Source organism: Bradyrhizobium sp. LA2.1, assembly GCF_040547725.1.
Classification (GTDB): domain Bacteria; phylum Pseudomonadota; class Alphaproteobacteria; order Rhizobiales; family Xanthobacteraceae; genus Bradyrhizobium; species Bradyrhizobium barranii.
The window spans coordinates 427,220-443,911 of record NZ_JBEPQI010000002.1; the positions used below are offsets into that span (position 1 = coordinate 427,220).

At 64.6% G+C, this 16,692-nt stretch carries 12 protein-coding genes; 6 read left to right on the forward strand and 6 right to left on the reverse strand.

Going from position 1 to position 16,692, the window contains the following annotated elements; translation table 11 throughout:
• Positions 1–48: 48 nt before the first annotated feature.
• From ABIB95_RS04975 to ABIB95_RS04985, 3 genes are read left to right on the forward strand one after another with little or no spacing between them, the layout of a single operon-like run.
• On the forward strand, positions 49–1,113 hold the full coding sequence (locus ABIB95_RS04975) for an ABC transporter ATP-binding protein (protein WP_354238083.1): 1,065 nt from the start codon (positions 49–51) through the stop codon (positions 1,111–1,113).
• Positions 1,114–1,124: 11 nt separating this feature from the next.
• Positions 1,125–2,009, forward strand: a complete 885-nt coding sequence (locus ABIB95_RS04980; protein ID WP_354238084.1) for an ABC transporter permease — start codon at positions 1,125–1,127, stop codon at positions 2,007–2,009.
• A 10-nt stretch (positions 2,010–2,019) separates the two neighbouring features.
• A complete protein-coding gene (locus ABIB95_RS04985; protein ID WP_014495741.1) occupies positions 2,020–2,841 on the forward strand; it encodes an ABC transporter permease in 822 nt (273 codons plus the stop codon).
• A 75-nt stretch (positions 2,842–2,916) separates the two neighbouring features.
• Here ABIB95_RS04985 and ABIB95_RS04990 read toward each other — a convergent pair whose 3' ends face one another.
• Genes ABIB95_RS04990 through ABIB95_RS05005 form a run of 4 tightly spaced genes read right to left on the reverse strand, consistent with a single transcriptional unit; the run spans position 2,917 to position 6,929 of the window.
• Positions 2,917–4,248, reverse strand: coding sequence for an ABC transporter substrate-binding protein (locus ABIB95_RS04990; RefSeq protein ID WP_354238085.1), 1,332 nt, complete (start codon positions 4,246–4,248; stop codon positions 2,917–2,919).
• Between the two features lie 11 nt (positions 4,249–4,259).
• Entirely contained in the window at positions 4,260–5,129 is an 870-nt protein-coding gene (locus tag ABIB95_RS04995; protein ID WP_085402888.1) for a carbohydrate ABC transporter permease, read from the reverse strand.
• Positions 5,126–6,076, reverse strand: a complete 951-nt coding sequence (locus ABIB95_RS05000; RefSeq protein WP_354238086.1) for a carbohydrate ABC transporter permease — start codon at positions 6,074–6,076, stop codon at positions 5,126–5,128. Before ABIB95_RS05000 ends, ABIB95_RS04995 begins: the two co-directional genes overlap by 4 nt.
• A 1-nt stretch (position 6,077) precedes the next feature.
• Positions 6,078–6,929, reverse strand: a complete 852-nt coding sequence (locus ABIB95_RS05005; RefSeq protein WP_354238087.1) for a phosphodiesterase — start codon at positions 6,927–6,929, stop codon at positions 6,078–6,080.
• Positions 6,930–7,189: 260 nt separating this feature from the next.
• Between ABIB95_RS05005 and ABIB95_RS05010 the strand changes: the two genes are divergently transcribed.
• Entirely contained in the window at positions 7,190–8,200 is a 1,011-nt protein-coding gene (locus tag ABIB95_RS05010) for a M23 family metallopeptidase (protein WP_354238088.1), read from the forward strand.
• A gap of 95 nt (positions 8,201–8,295) precedes the next feature.
• On the opposite strand, the gene ABIB95_RS05015 is transcribed toward ABIB95_RS05010, so the two are convergent.
• Complete coding sequence (locus ABIB95_RS05015) at positions 8,296–9,774, reverse strand: protein adenylyltransferase SelO (protein WP_354238089.1); 1,479 nt, start codon at positions 9,772–9,774, stop codon at positions 8,296–8,298.
• Between the two features lie 197 nt (positions 9,775–9,971).
• On the opposite strand from ABIB95_RS05015, the gene aspS reads away from it, so the two are divergent.
• On the forward strand, positions 9,972–11,744 hold the full coding sequence (gene aspS, locus ABIB95_RS05020; RefSeq protein ID WP_354238090.1) for an aspartate--tRNA ligase: 1,773 nt from the start codon (positions 9,972–9,974) through the stop codon (positions 11,742–11,744).
• Positions 11,745–11,915: 171 nt separating this feature from the next.
• Here the strand turns inward: aspS and ABIB95_RS05025 are convergent, their stop codons facing one another.
• Entirely contained in the window at positions 11,916–13,886 is a 1,971-nt protein-coding gene (locus ABIB95_RS05025; protein WP_354238091.1) for an aq_1923 C-terminal domain, read from the reverse strand.
• A gap of 246 nt (positions 13,887–14,132) precedes the next feature.
• Between ABIB95_RS05025 and ABIB95_RS05030 the strand changes: the two genes are divergently transcribed.
• Complete coding sequence (locus tag ABIB95_RS05030; protein WP_063983646.1) at positions 14,133–16,442, forward strand: NADP-dependent malic enzyme; 2,310 nt, start codon at positions 14,133–14,135, stop codon at positions 16,440–16,442.
• The last annotated feature ends 250 nt before the right edge of the window (positions 16,443–16,692 follow it).

Below are 16,692 nucleotides of genomic sequence, written 5' to 3' on the forward strand. Positions count from 1 at the left end.
TGCGAGGGCGCGCAGGTGCGGCCCTCGCGCGCGTATGCGGGGCGGGGAATGGCCGACTCTATCGATAAGCTGCAGATGTCGATCACCAAGCGCTATGGCGGCAAGGTGGTGCTCGACCACTTTCCGCTGGAGGTCGGCGGCCGCGAGTTCGTCACCTTCCTGGGGCCGAGCGGGTGCGGAAAGTCCACGGCACTCGGCATCATCGCAGGCCTGGTGCCGCCGAGCGACGGCGAGATCCATCTCAACGGACGACGGATTGACGATGTCTCGCCCGAAAAGCGCGGGTTCGGCATGGTGTTCCAGAACTACGCGCTGTTTCCCCATCTGACGGTGTTCGGCAACGTCGCGTTCGGCCTCTCGCTGCAGAAGCGGCCGTCTGCGGAAATCGAGCAGCGCGTGCGGGACATGCTCGGTCTGGTGCGTCTTGCCGGTTATGAAGACCGCTATCCCGGTCAGCTCTCGGGCGGACAGCAGCAGCGTGTCGCCATCGCGCGCGCTCTTGTGCTGCATCCTCGGTTGATGCTGTTCGACGAGCCGTTGTCCAACCTCGACGCAAAGCTCCGCGTCGAGATGCGAGCCGAGATCAAGCAGCTGCACGCACAGCTCGGCCTGACCTCCATCTACGTCACCCACGACCAGGCCGAAGCTCTCTCGCTCTCCGACCGCATCGTCGTGCTGCGCGAAGGTGTGCTCATGCAGGTCGGGACGCCGCAGGAAATCCACGACCGTCCCAAGAACGTCTTCGTGGCGGATTTCATGGGCTTCCGAAATTTCCTCGATGTGACACTCGGCAAGGAAGCGGGCGGTATGATCGAAGCCGGTTTCAAGGGGCAAATCCTGCAGGCCAGGGCCGGGGATAGCTTCCGCCCGGGCGAGCACGCCGTTCTGGCGATCCGGCCGGAAGATGTGCGTCTCGGCAAGTCTGGTGACGGCGTCAATGTGCTGCGCGGCAAGGTCGAGCTGGTCGAATATCTCGGACGCGAGCAGGAGGCCGAGATCGCGCTCGATGGCGGCGCACGGCTCTGGGTCCGCTCGCACGAGAAGCTCGTATTGGGCGAGACGCTGGATCTGACCTTGCCGGCGGACAAATTCGTCCTGCTGCGTCGCGAGTGAGGGGACAGATCGTGGCTCGCATCCGCTCCGATTCTCGCAGCGAACTGGACCTCGTCGCGATCCTCTGTCTTGCGCCGTCGCTGCTCTACGTGCTCGCGATGTTCGTCTACCCGTTCCTCTACGGGATCTACATCAGCTTGCAGCCGAAGAAGCGCGACGCCGGAATATTCTCGAACTATGTCGCGTTCTTCAACGACGCCTACCAGTACAACACAATCAAGACGACCTTCATGTTGGCGTTGCCGACGACGGTCGCGGTCGTGTTGGTTGCGCTGTTCCTCGCATACGGCATGCGGCGTGGCATCTGGTTCGAGCGCACCATCACGACCATTCTCGTGCTTCCGATCTCGCTCGGTGTCGTCTTCCTGTCGGAAGGGATCCTCGGCTTCTACGGCCACAATGGCTGGCTCAACCAGTTGCTGCTTGCGGTCGGATTGATCGAGAACCCGCTCGAGCTGACGCATAATTCTATCGGCGTCACCTTCTCGCTGTTCATGCAGAACTTTCCGTTCTGCTTCCTGATGTTGCTCGGTTACATCTCCGGCATCGACCCGAGCCTGGAAAGCTCCGCACGCATGCTGGGCGCCGGGCCCTGGACCATCTTCCGGCGTGTCATGTTCCCGTTGATCGCACCGGGCCTGATCATAGCGTTTGCCCTCGTCTTCGTGATGAGCTTTGCCGTGTTTCCATCCGCGGTGATGGTTGGCCAGCCGGCCGGTTCGACGCGGACGATCTCGATCGCGGCCTACCAGCAGGCCTTCGAGCAATATGACATGTCCTACGCATCTGCGATCGCGGTCATCATGGGGCTCTGCCAGCTCGCGGCGCTGGTGGTCATCGTGCTGGTGCGCCGCCGGATGACGATTGCAACAACCATGGGCGTCGGCAAACGCTGAGGGGGTGCCAATGCGCGGACGGATGTGGAAATTGGCGATCTACCTGTTCCTGCTGGGGTTCATCCTGAACCTGCTCGGCATCGTGACGCATGTCGTGGTGAGCTCGTTCGCCAAACGCTGGTTCGGCAAGCCGTTGCCGCCGGCGTTCACGACGGATTGGTTTACCTACGCCTGGCGGGAGTTCGAGCTCTCCCATGTTCTCTTCATCACGCTGTTCATCGCGCTGGCCGTGGTCTTCATCGCGCTCGCGATCGGATTTCCGGCGGCCTACGTGCTGGCGCGGCGGAATTTCAACGCCAAGCCGGTCCTGCTGCTGCTCTACTTCCTGCCGCTGCTGATCCCGCAGATGACCTACGGCATTCCGCTTGCCACGACGCTTTATGGGTTTGGTGTCGGCGGGACGGTCATTGGCGTCATTCTCGCCGTGCTCGTCCCGATGGTTCCTCTTGCCGTCTTCATCCTGTTGCCGTTCTTCGAGCAGATCAGCTTGAACCTTGAATGGTCGGCCCAGATGCTCGGCGCGAGTCGGCTGCAGATATTCCGCCGCATCCTGTTGCCGCTGATGCTGCCCGGCATTTTGACGGCGGGCCTGCTGGTTCTCGTGAATACGATCTCGAACTTCGAGCTGGCGTTTCTGCTCGCGGGCGGGGGATCGCAGACCCTGGTCGTCGCGCTGTATTACAACGTCTTCGCTGGCGGTGTGCGGCCGGTCTATTCGATTGATGCGATGGCTGTCATCTACATGTGCACCGTCATGGCCGTGCTGCTGGTCGCATTGCGGTTCGTGCGTCCGACGCAGATGGTGTTCAGGCTCGACGGCAGGCGCAACTGACGCGATCACGGCCCCTGAAATGATTTCGGCGCCCCACACCGTGGAGCGCCGAGCTTGTTTGGCTGATCGCTAGCCTTACGGCAGCTTCAGCGAGGTCTCCGCGTTGTACGGCTTCAGCGTCTCGTCGGCGGCCTTCTGGGCGGCGACCAGCGCCTCCTTCGGCTGCTTCTTGCCGTTGAGGACCAGCATCACCTCGTCCTCCAGCGTCTTGCGGACCGGGACGGTCTTGTAGGTCGCGAACCAGGGCTTTGCGACGTCGAGCTGCTCGACGGCGGTCTTGGCGTCCGGGTTCTTGTTGAGGAAGTCGACCATGTCAGGCGTCTTGTAGGCGGCCATGTTGGGCGCGAAATAGCCGGTGGCGCGGCTCCACCAGGCGCTCTTCTCGGGCGAGGTCATCCACTTGATCAGGGTCCAGGCGGCCTTCTGCTTCTCGGATTCGAGACCGGCCGGAACGATCAGCGAGGCGCCGCCGATTGGCACCGCGTTGCGGACGTTGCGCGGGATGAAGGCGACCTTGTAGTTGAACTTGGCGTTGTCGCGCACATAGGTCAGCGAGCCCGTCGAAAGCATCATCATCGCGGCATTGCCGGAGATGAAGGAGGTGCTGACGGCAGGACCAGGCGTCGCGCCGGGGGCGTGGACCTTGTGCTTGTAGACGAGGTCGTTCCACCAGGTCAGCGCGCCGAGCATCGAGGGCGTGTCGTAATAGACCTCGCCGCCGAATTCCTCGTTGTAGTAGCGCCCGCCATTGGTCATGGTGAGCGTTTCCATCATCCAGCCGCAATAGTCATAGGCGCAGGGGATCGCGATGCCCCATTGGGTCACCTTGTCGCCTTCGCGCTTGGTGAGCTTCTTGGCCCAGTCGGTGAGCTCGGCCCAGGTCTGCGGCGGCTTGCTCGGATCGAGGCCGGCTTCCTTGGCCTTGTCGGCGTTGATGTAGAGCAGCGGCGTCGAATTGTGGAAGGGCACGCCGTAGACCGAGCGATTGATCACCGCATTGCCCTGGAGCGCCGGGAAGAACTGGCCGAGAAACTGGTCCTTGGTGGTGCCGTCGGCGGCGATCAGGCCATCGAGATTGGTGAGCTCGTTCTCGATCTGCATGTCGAGCAGGAAGTTCGCGGACATGATCACGGCGGACGGCGGCTTGCCCGCCTTGATGGCGGCGCGAGTCTTGATCAGCGTGTCGTCATAGGAGCCGGTGTAGACCGCGGTCGCCTTGATCGCCGGATGGGCTTCGTTGAACTCCTTGATCAAGGTGCCCATGTCGCGGGCGAGCTTGCCGTCGACGGGAACGGGGAAGAACAGGTCGATCTCGGTCGGACCTTCGGCCATCGCCGGGACGGCGAGGGTGCCGGCCATAGAGCCTGCCATGGCAAGGCCAAGCATGAGCCTGCGGGTAAACAGCATCGAGAAATCTCCTATTTGATGCCTGAGGTGACGAAAGAACTGATGAAGCGCTTCTGGAAGATCAGGAAGGTGATGAGCAGCGGCGCGATCACCATGAGCGTGCCGGCTGCGATGGTGCCCCAGGCCTGCGTGCCTTCGGCGGTCGCCGTGAAGACGGACAGACCGACCGTGAGCGGCCGCTTGTCCGGCGAGTTGATCACCATCAGCGGCCACAGGAAGTCGTTCCAATGGCTGGTAACGGAGATGATGGCGAAGGCGGAAAAGCTCGGCATCGACAGCGGCACGTAGATGTGGCGGATGCGCTGGAGAAGGCTGGCGCCGTCGATCAGGGCGGCGTCTTCCAGCTCGGTCGGAATGGCTTCAAAAGCCTGTCGCATCAGGAAGGTGCCGAAGGCCGAGGCGAAGAACGGCATCATCACGCCGGCGAGCGTGTCGTAGAGCCCGAGCTGCGCCACCAGGCTCAAATTCGGCACGATCAGCAGCACCGGCACCAGCATCAGCTGCATCAGGAACAAATAGAAGATCAGCGTCTTGCCGGCGAATTCGAGCCGCGCAAAGGCAAAGCCGGCCAGCGTGATCGTGACGAACTGCACCAGCAGGATGCCGGTGCAGATGATCGTGGTGTTGAGGGTGTAGCGCGGGAAATCGCCGATCTCCCAGGCATCCCTGACATTGTCGAGCGTGGGCTTGAGGCTCGGGATCAGCTCGGCCATCACGTTGATGCCGTCGGACGCCGGGCGCAGCGTCGCCACGCCCATCCACAGGAACGGGATCAGCCAAACGATCGCGAGCAGCACGGTCAGCAGAAAGCCGAGCTTTGGCGTGATCTCTCGGCGCGTGGCGAGCGGGGCGTCCCTAAGCAGCCAGTCGATCAGCGTCATGCTCCGCCCTCGCGGTTTGCCATCGTCCGGAAGGAGAGCGCGGTGAGGCCCATCAGCGCCGCAAGCGTCAGCAGCGTTGCCGCCGAGGCCTTGCCGATGTCGTAATGCTCGACCGCCTGCTGGTAGATGTAGAACAGCACAAGATTGGTCGAGTTGGACGGCCCGCCCTTGGTCATGACGAAGACGTGGTCGACCTGCGTGACCGCGTTGAGCGTGGCGATGACGATGACGAACAGGAAGGTGGGCTTGAGCTCGGGGAGGATGATGTAGCGCAGCCGCATGAACGGGCCGGCGCCGTCGAGATGCGCGGCTTCCATGACATCCTCGGGCACGGCCTGGAGGCCAGCGAGGAAGAACAGCATGTAGTAGCCGGCGTTCTTCCAGATGGTGATCACCATGATCGCATAGAGCGCGATGTCGGGATCTCCCAGCCAGTTCGGCACCACCGGAAGCAGGCGGCCGATGTAGTAGTCGAGCAGGCCGACATTGGGCAGGAAGATGAACAGGAACAGCGCGGAGGCCGCGACCATTGGGATCAGCACCGGAAGGAACAGCGCGGCGCGCAGCGCGCTGCTCACCGCATTGGTGCGCGACAGCGCCAGCGCGAACAGCAGTGCAAGTCCGATGCTCGGGATCGCCGTGCCGATGGCGTAGACGAGATTGTTGACGACCGCGCCGGTGAAGGCGGGGTCGGCTAGCACCGCACTGACATTGTCGAGGCCGACGAAGCGGACCGGTGCCATCGGCGTCGCGCGCTGGTAGAGCGCGTCGATCAGCACGCGGCCCATCGCGCCATAGGTGAACAGTGCGAGGAAGACCAGCGAGGGCAACAGCAGCAGATAGGCGGGCAGCGAGGCTTTGAATCGGCCAAGAAACCGCTTCAGGACGCGCAGACGCGGTGCCGCCGATGCCGCGACCGGAAGAGCCGCGGGTTCAGCGAGGCTCATTTCACCGCGCCGCGAACTTGAGCGCATAGTCGCGGCCGTCCATTCCCGCCGGTGGCTCGAAGGGGAAGCGCAGACTGGTGTCGAGGAAGTCGTGGCTGTGCACGACCAGGTTCTCGCCGTCGATCAGCACCACGCCATAGGCCGGCGGCTCATGGCTGGCGAGATGGTCGGTCGCGGAAGCGTCAAGCTCGAACCAGACCTGGTGGTTGGTGCCGCGGAGCGTCGAGAACGGGATCTTGCCGTAGCTGCCGAAGATCGGCCGGTGCACGTGGCCGAAGAAGAGATGGCGGATGCGTGCGCGATAGGGCGCGATCACCTCGGCGAATTCGGCGCTCTGCGCCAGTGCGATCTCGTCCATCGCGTGGACGCCGACCGGGAAAGGCGGATGATGCATGAAGACGACGAACGGCATGTCGGCGGGCGCGGCCGCCAGCGTGCTCGCGAGCCAGCCGAGGCGCTTGGCGCACATCTCGCCGGCGTGGCTAGTCTCGTCCAGTGTGTCCAGGAACACGAACAACCCGTGCTCGGTGGTGCGCGTGCCCTGCACAAAGCCGTTCGGGTCGCGCGGCGCGGCCTTCAGGCCGTCGAGGCAGGCCACGCGCTTGTCGTGATTGCCGACCATGGCGATGTACGGAATTTTCAGCGCGGCCATCGCGTCGGCAAAATTGGCGTAGGATTCAGCCTCGCCCCAATGGGTGAGGTCGCCCGTCACGACCGCGAAGGCAGCATCGGACTGGTGCTTGTTGATGTCGGCAACCGCCGCGTCCAGCCGGGCGCGCGGATCGAGGCCATAGAGCTTCAGTCCAGGGTTCGCGAGATGCGTGTCGGTGATATGGATGAATTTGAAGGGCATGGCGCGTCAGGACTGTTGGAGGATGGGCGCCTCCGGCAGGACGTCCCTGACAGGCCGTTAGAGCGCCAGTGTTTCAGTTTGATGACAGCGGTTCCTACGGCGCGTGGAAGGTGTGGACATGCTTGGGACGACCGGGCGAGCGTACTCTGGGGCCGAATGACCTCTCACGATTGAGGCGCAAGATGCGGTCTACCTTGCCGCGAAGATGCGGTCGTGGTTTGCTCATACTGCTCACCGAATTTGCATCACGAGACCTCCGAATGTTGCCGCCGCGTGGCCTCCCCAAGCTGGGTTTGCTTGCCGTCTCCCTGCTGCTTGTCGTCCTCTCCGCCGTCCCCGATGCGGCACGCGCCGAATTCAATTTCGCCCGTTACAAGGAGACCGATCTCGACGAGTTCCTGGCACGGCGGCGACCGGCCACCGGCCTCGACGTCTACCCGATGTCGCCGCTGAAGCTCGACGTCACGCTGGCCTCCCACGGGGAGCCGTGCGCAAGTGGCGCGCTCAAGCGATCGCTGATCATGAGCGGCATGCCCAAGACCGACGCCGACGCCTTGCAGGCGACCAACTGCATCACGGTCCGCTCCGCCAAGGGGCGCGAGCTCAAGGTCTTCATCCAGGATGTGGTCTACGGCTTCTTGCCGGCGGAGGTGCCGGTTGGGGACAAGCTGTCGCTCTATGCGATCCATGCCTTCACGTCCCCCGAAGGGCCTGGACTGCTGGTCAATGAATTCCTCACCCCGCGCAGCTTTCCGCGCGCCGAGAAGCCGGCAGACAAGACGATGACCTCCTGTGGATGCTGGACCCAGGACGAGCATCCCGGCGTCGATTTCACCTCCGACAAGGCAGGCGGCCCGGTGGCGGCGATGGCGGACGGCGTCGTCGTCAAGATCGAGACCAGCGAGCAGGCGCCGGCCGACCTGCCCGTGATCGGCGGTTGCGGCCGCTACGTCGTGCTCAAGCACGCCTATCCCAACGGCGGCGTCGTCTACACACGCTACGTCCAGCTCGGCCGCATCGTCGGTCCGAAGGGCGAGCCGCTTGCGGTCGGCGCGAGCATCAAGGCCAAGGACACGATCGGCGAGATCGGCCCGAACAAGGTGCTGCATTTCGAGATCCGCCCCGTCGCGCCCGGAACGACGACGACGAACAAGGCCTGGGCCGAGCGGTACGCCAATGTGCCCGACATGGAGTGGTCCCGCTACGATCCCGTCGATCCGCAGAAGTTCGACGCGGCGTCGTTCGGCGGGATCAGGAAGGCGACGAAGTAGGACGTGTGTAGGATGGGTAGAGCGAAGCGAACCCCATCGCTACCACGCGCGGACAGACGATGGGTTTCGCTTCGCTCTACCCATCCTACGAGTTCTCACGTCCCGCAGAACGTCTGCAGCACCCGCTGGTCCGGCAGCGGCGGATCGGCGTAGGCGGCATAGTCCGGCTGCTCCTCGAACGGCTTCGCCAGCACCTTCACCAGCTCCTCGAACGGCGCGTAGTCGTCGTTGTTTACCGCGGCCTGGATCACGGCCTCGACGCGGTGGTTGCGGGGGATGAAGATCGGATTGGCGGCGTGCATGGCGGCTTGCCGCTCGGCTGCGGCCTGCGGCTCCAGCGCGGTGCGCTCGCGCCAGCGTCTGGCCCAGTCGTCGAGGGCCGAGGGGTCCATGAACTGCGCGCGGACGTCGGCAGCGGCGGCCTCGTCGCCTGCGGCGTCACCGAGCTTGCGGAAGGTGAGGGTGAAGTCGGCGCGGTTCTTGGCCATGGCATCCAGCAGGTCCTGGATCAGCGCCTCGTCGCCGTCGCGTTCCGTGAACAGGCCGACCTTCTTGCGCAGGCCTGCTTGATAGGCGGTGCTGAACGTCTCGGAGAAAGCGCCGAGAATGTCCTGGGCTTCGGCGACCGCCTTCTCCTGATCGTCGGAGAACAGCGGCAGCAGGCATTCGGCGAGCCGGGTCAGATTCCACAGCGCGATGCGTGGCTGGTTGGCATAGGCGTAGCGGCCCATCTCGTCGATCGACGAAAACACCTGCGCGGGGTTGTAGGCGTCCATGAAGGCGCAGGGGCCGTAATCGATGGTCTCGCCGGAGATGGAGCTGTTGTCGGTGTTCATCACGCCGTGGATGAAGCCGACCAGCAACCAGCGCGCGACGAGATCGGCCTGACGCGCGACGACGCCGGCGAGCAGGGCGTGATAGGGGCGCTCTGCATGGAGCAGGTCCGGATAGTGACGAGCGATGACGTGGTCGGCGAGCCGGCGGATCGCGCCGGTGTCGCGGCGGACGGCGAAGAACTGGAAGGTGCCGACGCGGATGTGGCTCGCGGCGACGCGCGTCAGCACGGCGCCGGGCAGCGCGGTCTCGCGGATGACGTGCTCGCCGGTGACGACCGCGGCGAGCGAGCGCGTGGTCGGGATGCCGAGCGCAAACATGGCTTCGCTGACGATGTATTCACGCAGCACCGGCCCGAGCGCGGCGCGGCCATCGCCGCGGCGGGAGAATGGGGTGGGACCCGAGCCCTTGAGCTGGATGTCGCGGCGGGTGCCGTCTCTGTCGATGACCTCGCCGAGCAGGATCGCCCGGCCGTCGCCGAGCTGGGGCACGAATTGCCCGAACTGGTGGCCGGCATAGGCCATGGCAATGGGATCGGCGCCGACGGGAACCGTCTTGCCGGCCAGGATTTCGGCACCCTCAGGGGTCTCCAGCAGGTCAGGGTCGAGCCCGAGCTGGACCGCCAGCGGGCGGTTCAGCTTGATCAGCCGGGGGGCGGCCACAGGGGTCGGCGCGACCCGGGCAAAGAAGCTGTCCGGCAGTGCCGAATACGAGTTCTGGAAGGGGAAATGGACGGTCATGGAGGTAAAGATAGGCGGGGAACGCCTGATGGCAAAGGCTTGAGGCCCAATCGGCCAAGAATGGGCGCTTCGGCCCCAAAACAGCCCGTTCCCTTGGTTGCCGCCCCCGGTCTCGTCGGGTAAACCCTGCCGCAACTTCGGACCGGTCGTTTCAGGCCGTCCGATTCGACCCCTCCGACATTGATTTTGGGACGACCATGCATCGCTACCGGTCACATACATGCGGCGCGCTCCGCGAGAGCAACATCGGCGAAACAGTTCGCCTCTCGGGCTGGGTCCATCGCGTTCGCGACCATGGCGGCGTGCTGTTCATCGACCTGCGCGACCATTACGGCCTGACCCAGTGCGTGGTCGATCCGGACTCGCCGGCGTTCGCGCTGGCCGAAAAGCTCCGCTCGGAATTCGTGGTCAAGATGGACGGCAAGGTCCGCCGCCGCCCCGAGGGGACCGACAATGACGATCTGCCGACCGGCAAGATCGAGATCTATGTCAGCGAGATCGAGGTGCTCGGTCCGGCCGGCGACCTGCCGCTGCCGGTGTTCGGCGATCAGGAATATCCCGAAGACATCCGCCTGAAGTATCGCTTCCTCGATTTGCGCCGCGAGAAGCTGCACCAGAACATCATGACGCGCGTCGAAATTATCAAGTCGATGCGTCGGCGCATGGAGGGGCAGGGGTTCTTCGAGTTCAACACCCCGATCCTGACTGCGTCCTCGCCGGAAGGCGCGCGCGACTTCCTGGTGCCGTCGCGCATCCATCCCGGCAAGTTCTATGCGCTGCCGCAAGCGCCGCAGCAGTACAAGCAGCTGCTGATGATGTCGGGCTTCGACCGCTACTTCCAGATCGCGCCCTGCTTCCGCGACGAGGACCCGCGTGCCGACCGTCTGCCGGGCGAGTTCTACCAGCTCGACGTCGAGATGAGCTTTGTCACGCAGGAAGACGTCTTCGCGGAGATGGAGCCCGTGATCACCGGCGTGTTCGAGGAGTTCGCCAAGGGCAAGCCGGTGAGCAAGAACTGGCGCCGCATCCCGTTCGCCGAAGCGCTGCGCAAATACGGCAGCGACAAGCCGGACCTGCGCAACCCGATCGAGATGCAGGACGTCTCCGAGCATTTCCGCGGCTCCGGCTTCAAGGTCTTTGCGCGCATGCTCGAAGACCCCAAGAACCAGGTTTGGGCGATCCCGGCGCCAGGCGGCGGCTCACGCGCTTTCTGCGACCGCATGAACTCGTGGGCGCAGGGTGAAGGCCAACCCGGTCTCGGCTACATCATGTGGCGCGAGGGCGGCGAGGGCGCTGGCCCGCTTGCCAACAACATCGGGCCTGAGCGCACCGCGGCGATCCGCGCGCAGATCGGTGTCAAGGAAGGCGATGCCGCCTTCTTCGTCGCGGGCGACCCCGACAAGTTCTGGAAATTCTCCGGCCTTGCCCGCAACAAGGTCGGCGAGGAATTGAACCTCACCGACAAGGAGCGGTTCGAGCTCGCCTGGATCGTCGATTTCCCAATGTACGAGTACAACGAGGACGACAAGAAGGTCGACTTCTCGCACAACCCGTTCTCGATGCCGCAGGGCGGTCTCGACGCGCTGAAGGGCCAGGACCCGCTGACCATCAAGGCGTTCCAGTACGACATCACCTGCAACGGCTACGAGATCGCCTCGGGCGGCATCCGCAACCACGTACCGGAAGCGATGGTGAAGGCGTTCGAGATCGCGGGTTACGGCGAGCAGGAAGTGGTCGACCGCTTCGGCGGCATGTACCGCGCCTTCCAGTACGGCGCGCCGCCGCATGGCGGCATGGCCGCGGGCGTCGACCGCATCGTGATGCTTCTGTGCGGCACCAACAATCTGCGCGAGATCTCGCTGTTCCCGATGAACCAGCAGGCCATGGATCTGCTGATGGGGGCACCGTCGGAACCCAGCACCAAGCAGCTCCGCGAGCTGCATGTGCGGGTGAACCTGCCGCAGAAGTGATCCCTCTTCGCCTGTCCCCGCGTGCGGGGAGAGGCCGCATCGCATCGAAGATGCGAGGCGGGTGAGGGGGACTCTCCACGAGTCACTTTGTTACCTTCTTCGCGGAAGCAGCCCCTCACCCCAACCCTCTCCCCGTAAGAACGGGGCGAGGGAGCGCACCACCGCTCGCCCCTACAGCCCCGTCGACGCCTCGATCCTGAACTGCGCCAGCGCGACGATCGGCTCGCTGTTCAGTGCGTCCATGAGCTGAAGCACCGGCACCTTGCCGAGCGGGGTCAGCTTGATCGTCAGCGTCTGACCTGAGGTCTCGACGAAGCCGGCGAGTGCGTCGACCGCCGCTTTGGCATCGAGATTGGCGGCCGTGACCTTCTCGCCCTGCGCCCGGATCATCTCGGCGATGGCGCTGCGGGCGGCGTCGCGGCTGACATTCTGCATGCGCGAGAACTGCGCCACGACGAGATCGACGACGCCGCTGTCACGCAGGGAGAGCTCGATCGCACCGGTCTCGACCTGCGCCGCCTGCTCCACGGCCTGCACCGGATCGGCCGTGAACACGCCGCGCGGCACGTTGGCGAGTGCGAAGCGGGCCTGAGCTTTCGCAAGGTTGCCGAGATCGATCGTGGCAGGCGCGAGCGCAAACGCGCCCGAGGACTCCGTCCAGGCGGCACCGAGATCGAGGTCGATCGCGAGCTTGTCCACGCCCGCCATGATCAGCGGCCGCTGCGCCGGATTGGAGGGATCGGTCGGCGTGACCATCTTCACGACCAGATTGGCCTTGCTCGGGATCGATCCGATTAGCTGGCCCCAATTCAGGCTGATCGTGTCGATGGTGATGAGCTGCCGCGTGTTCTTGTAGGGCGAGACCACGCCCTTGATCTCGGCACCTTCGAGCACCCGGAACAGGCCCAGCATCTGATCGAGCGAGGGCGCCCGCCCGGGAGTGACGAGGCCTGCTGTCCAGCGCATCAGGCTCGTTACGCTGAACGATTTGAGCGCGAAGCGCTCCATCTTGAACTGCCCTTGCGGCGACGGCGTATCGACGCCCTCGACGGCGAACTCGCCCTCGCGGTACCTGACCGCATTGATCTTGGCTGTTCCCTGCGGCGTCCCGATCGACGTCTTGCCCATCTCGGCCTTGCCGATGCGAACACCCTCGTAGACCCCGGCGAGCTTCTCCAGCAGCTCGCGCGCCTGCGCTGGCGTCTGGGGCGCCGATTGATCCTGCGGCAGCGCGGCGAGCACGTCGGCCAGCCGGAATTTCGACGGCTGCACGGCGATGTCCTCGATGGCGAAGCCGTCGATATCGACGCGAATCGCCTGTGCCGATTTGAGCGTGTACGGGCCTGCCGAGACTTGCCGGTAGACCCGGCGATAGTTGTCGTCGCCGCTCGTCTGCGGATCGAGCGCCGCGAGGATCGCGGTGGCATCGAAATCGTTGACGATGATGTTCGACAGCTCGCCTGTCAGCTTGTCCGGCTTGCCTGGCTGCTTCACCTCGACCGAAATGACGGCGCGGTCGGCCTTCATCGCATCGATCTTGCCGTGCTTGAGGTTCTGGATCGCCAGCCCGGTATAGTTGAACTCGCCGCTGCCGGCGGCAGCGTTGCCGGAATCGAAGCTCATCGTCAGTGTCGGGGCCGTAAGCGACGAGGCCGTGACGCCCGTGTACTGGCTGAGCGCATAGCGGTACATCTCGATCAGGGAGTTGTCCGCTGGCGCAGCCGCGGCGTGAACGGGACCGGCGTAGTCGCGCATCGTCAATTGCGGGATCTTGTAGGAGACTTTCAGTTTTGCCGGGGGAGCCTGGTCCAGTGCGACCTCAACACCGGCGATGTCGATGCTGTCGGCCGAAAACCTGATATCGTCGACCAGGCGAACGCCCGTCCCTTTGATGCCGGCGATCTTGATCTGCGCCTGCGGCAGGTTGCCGGGAGTGACCGCGATATCCTCGATCGTCAGCGTCCGGGTCGCGAGCTCGAACGTGATCTTGCCGTGGCTCGCCTTGCCGCCCTGTTGGCGCATCTGCTCGAACGCCGCCTCGACCTCGGCGGTGGCCCGATGCTGGACATAGAAGTTGAAGCCGAACCATCCGCCCGCGGCAAGCACGGCTGCCACGATCAGGCCGATCAGGATCCGCTTCATTCCCAGCTCCAGTTGCCCGTTTTGCACTGCGCAACCTGCCATATTCGGGAAATGCCGCGCGGTCTAGGGAAAGCTAGCGCTATCAGGTATTTGACCATGCGCCCTGTTGATGGGGCCGTAATCGGATGTTGCCACCGGGGCGCCCGCCGTGCTTCATCCCGTTTCCATGACCCGGAAATACCGTCCGCTTGGGCGGCGGCTCCGGATGAGGCATTTTGAAGCCGGTAACGCGAGGCGAGACACCGCATGTCGTCTTATTCTGATGATCTCCACCAGGCGGCGCTGGCCTATCACCGTCTGCCGCGCCCCGGAAAGCTCGAGATCCAGGCGAGCAAGCCGCTCGCCAACCAGCGCGACCTCGCGCTTGCCTATTCTCCGGGCGTTGCCGCCGCCTGCACCGAGATCGCCAAGAACCCGGCGGAGGCCGCCACGCTCACCACCCGCGCCAATCTGGTCGCGGTGGTCTCCAACGGCACCGCGGTGCTCGGCCTCGGCAATATCGGCCCGCTGGCCTCCAAGCCGGTGATGGAGGGCAAGGCCGTCCTGTTCAAGAAATTCGCCGGCATCGACGTGTTCGACATCGAGATCGCCGCCGACACCATCGAGCGCGTGGTCGAGACCGTGGCGGCGCTCGAGCCGACCTTCGGCGGCATCAATCTCGAGGACATCCGCGGACCGGAATGCTTCGAGATCGAGGCGCAGCTGAAGGAGCGCATGAAGATCCCGGTCTTTCATGACGACCAGCACGGCACCGCCATCATCGTCGCCGCCGCCATCACCAATGGTCTCAGGCTGAACGGCAAGAAGCTGTCCGACGTCAAGATCGTGGCGTCGGGGGCAGGGGCCGCCGCGATCGCGACGCTCAACCTTCTGGTGTCGATGGGCGCGCAGCGCAAGAACATCTGGGTCTGCGACATTGACGGTCTCGTGCATGAAGGCCGCAACACCACGATGGACCGCTGGAAGGCGGTCTATGCGCAGAAGACCGACAAGCGCACGCTGGGCGACGTCATCGGCGGCGCCGACATCTTCATCGGGCTGTCGGCACCAGGGGTGCTCAAGCCGGAGATGGCCAAGGCGATGGGCGACAAGCCCCTGATCATGGCGCTCGCCAATCCGACCCCGGAGATCATGCCGGAGGAGGCGCGCAAGGTGCGCCCCGACGCCATGATCTGCACCGGCCGCTCCGACTATCCGAACCAGGTCAACAACGTCCTCTGCTTCCCCTTCATCTTCCGCGGCGCGCTCGACGTCGGCGCCAGCGCCATCAACGAGGAGATGAAGCACGCCGCCGTCGAGGCCATCGCGCAGCTCGCGCGCGAGGCGCCGTCGGATGCGGTCGCGCAGGGCTTTGACACCGGCGAAACGCAGGGCTTTGGCCCCGGCTCGCTGATCCCGAGCCCCTTTGATCCCAGGTTGATTCTGCGCATCGCGCCCGCCGTCGCCAAGGCGGCGATGGAGTCGGGCGTCGCGACGCGCCCCATCACCAACTTTGACGAATACACCGCGCTGCTCGAGCGCTTCGCCTTCCGCTCCGGCCTCGTCATGAAGCCGATGTTCGCCAAGGCCAAGACCCAGCCGGTGCGCGTGATCTACGCCGAAGGCGAGGACGAGCGCGTGCTGCGCGCCACGCAAGTGGTGCTGGAGGAGAAGCTGGCCACGCCGATCCTGGTCGGGCGTCCGTCGGTCGTCGAGGCGCGCATCAAGCGCTTCGGCCTGTCGATCAAGGCAGGTAAGGATTTCGACCTCGTCAATCCCGAGGACGATCCGCGCTATCGCTCCTATGTGCAGTCCTATGTCGAGGTCGCCGGCCGCCGCGGCGTGACGCCGGATGCGGCGCGCACGGTGGTGCGCACCAACAACACGGTGATCGCCGCGCTCGCGGTCATGCGCGGGGAGGCGGATGCCATGCTTTGCGGCGTCGAAGGCCGCTACATGCACCACCTCCGCCATGTCCGCGAGATCATCGGCTTCTCCGCGGGGATCATCGACTATGCGGCACTGGCGCTGCTGATCACCAGCAAGGGCGCCTTCTTCATCGCCGACACGCAGGTTCGGCCCAATCCGAGCGCCGAGGAGCTCGCCGAGATCGCCTCGCTGGCGGCGGTCCACGTCCAGCGCTTCAACATCAAGCCGAAGATCGCCTTCGTCTCGCACTCGGATTTCGGCAGCTACGACACCGAGTCCTCGCGCAAGATGCGCCGGGCGACCCAGCTGTTGAAGGAGAAGCATCCGGAGATCGAGGCCGATGGCGAGATGCAGGGCGACACGGCACTTTCAGCTGCTGCGCGGAAAATGGTGCTGCCGCACTCCAAGCTCGAGGGCGAGGCCAACATCATGATCATGCCGAGCCTCGACACCGCCAACGTCGCCTATCAGATGATCAAGTCGCTGGCGGATGCGCTCCCTGTCGGCCCGATCCTGATCGGCCCGGCGCGCCCCGCCCATATCCTCACGCCCTCGGTGACCGCGCGCGGCATCCTCAACATGACGGCCGTTGCGGTCGTGGAAGCGCAGGAGCGCGCTGCACGGCAGCAGCCGACGTTGTTTACGTAAGATGCCGTCTTACCCTCTCCCCCTGTGGGAGAGGGTGGATCGCGGCGTTAGCGGCGAGACGGGTGAGGGGTCTCTATCCACTAGTCCCACCGCTATTGAGTTCGCGGAGAGATACTCCTCATCCGGTGCAATAGCCGAAGCTTCGCTTCTGCGTTCTTAAGAACGGCGGCCGCAGGCCGCCTATGCCACCTTCTCCCACAAGGGGAGAAGGTGCACCGCCCGTGCCGCCAACTTTGAATTGCTCGCAGTT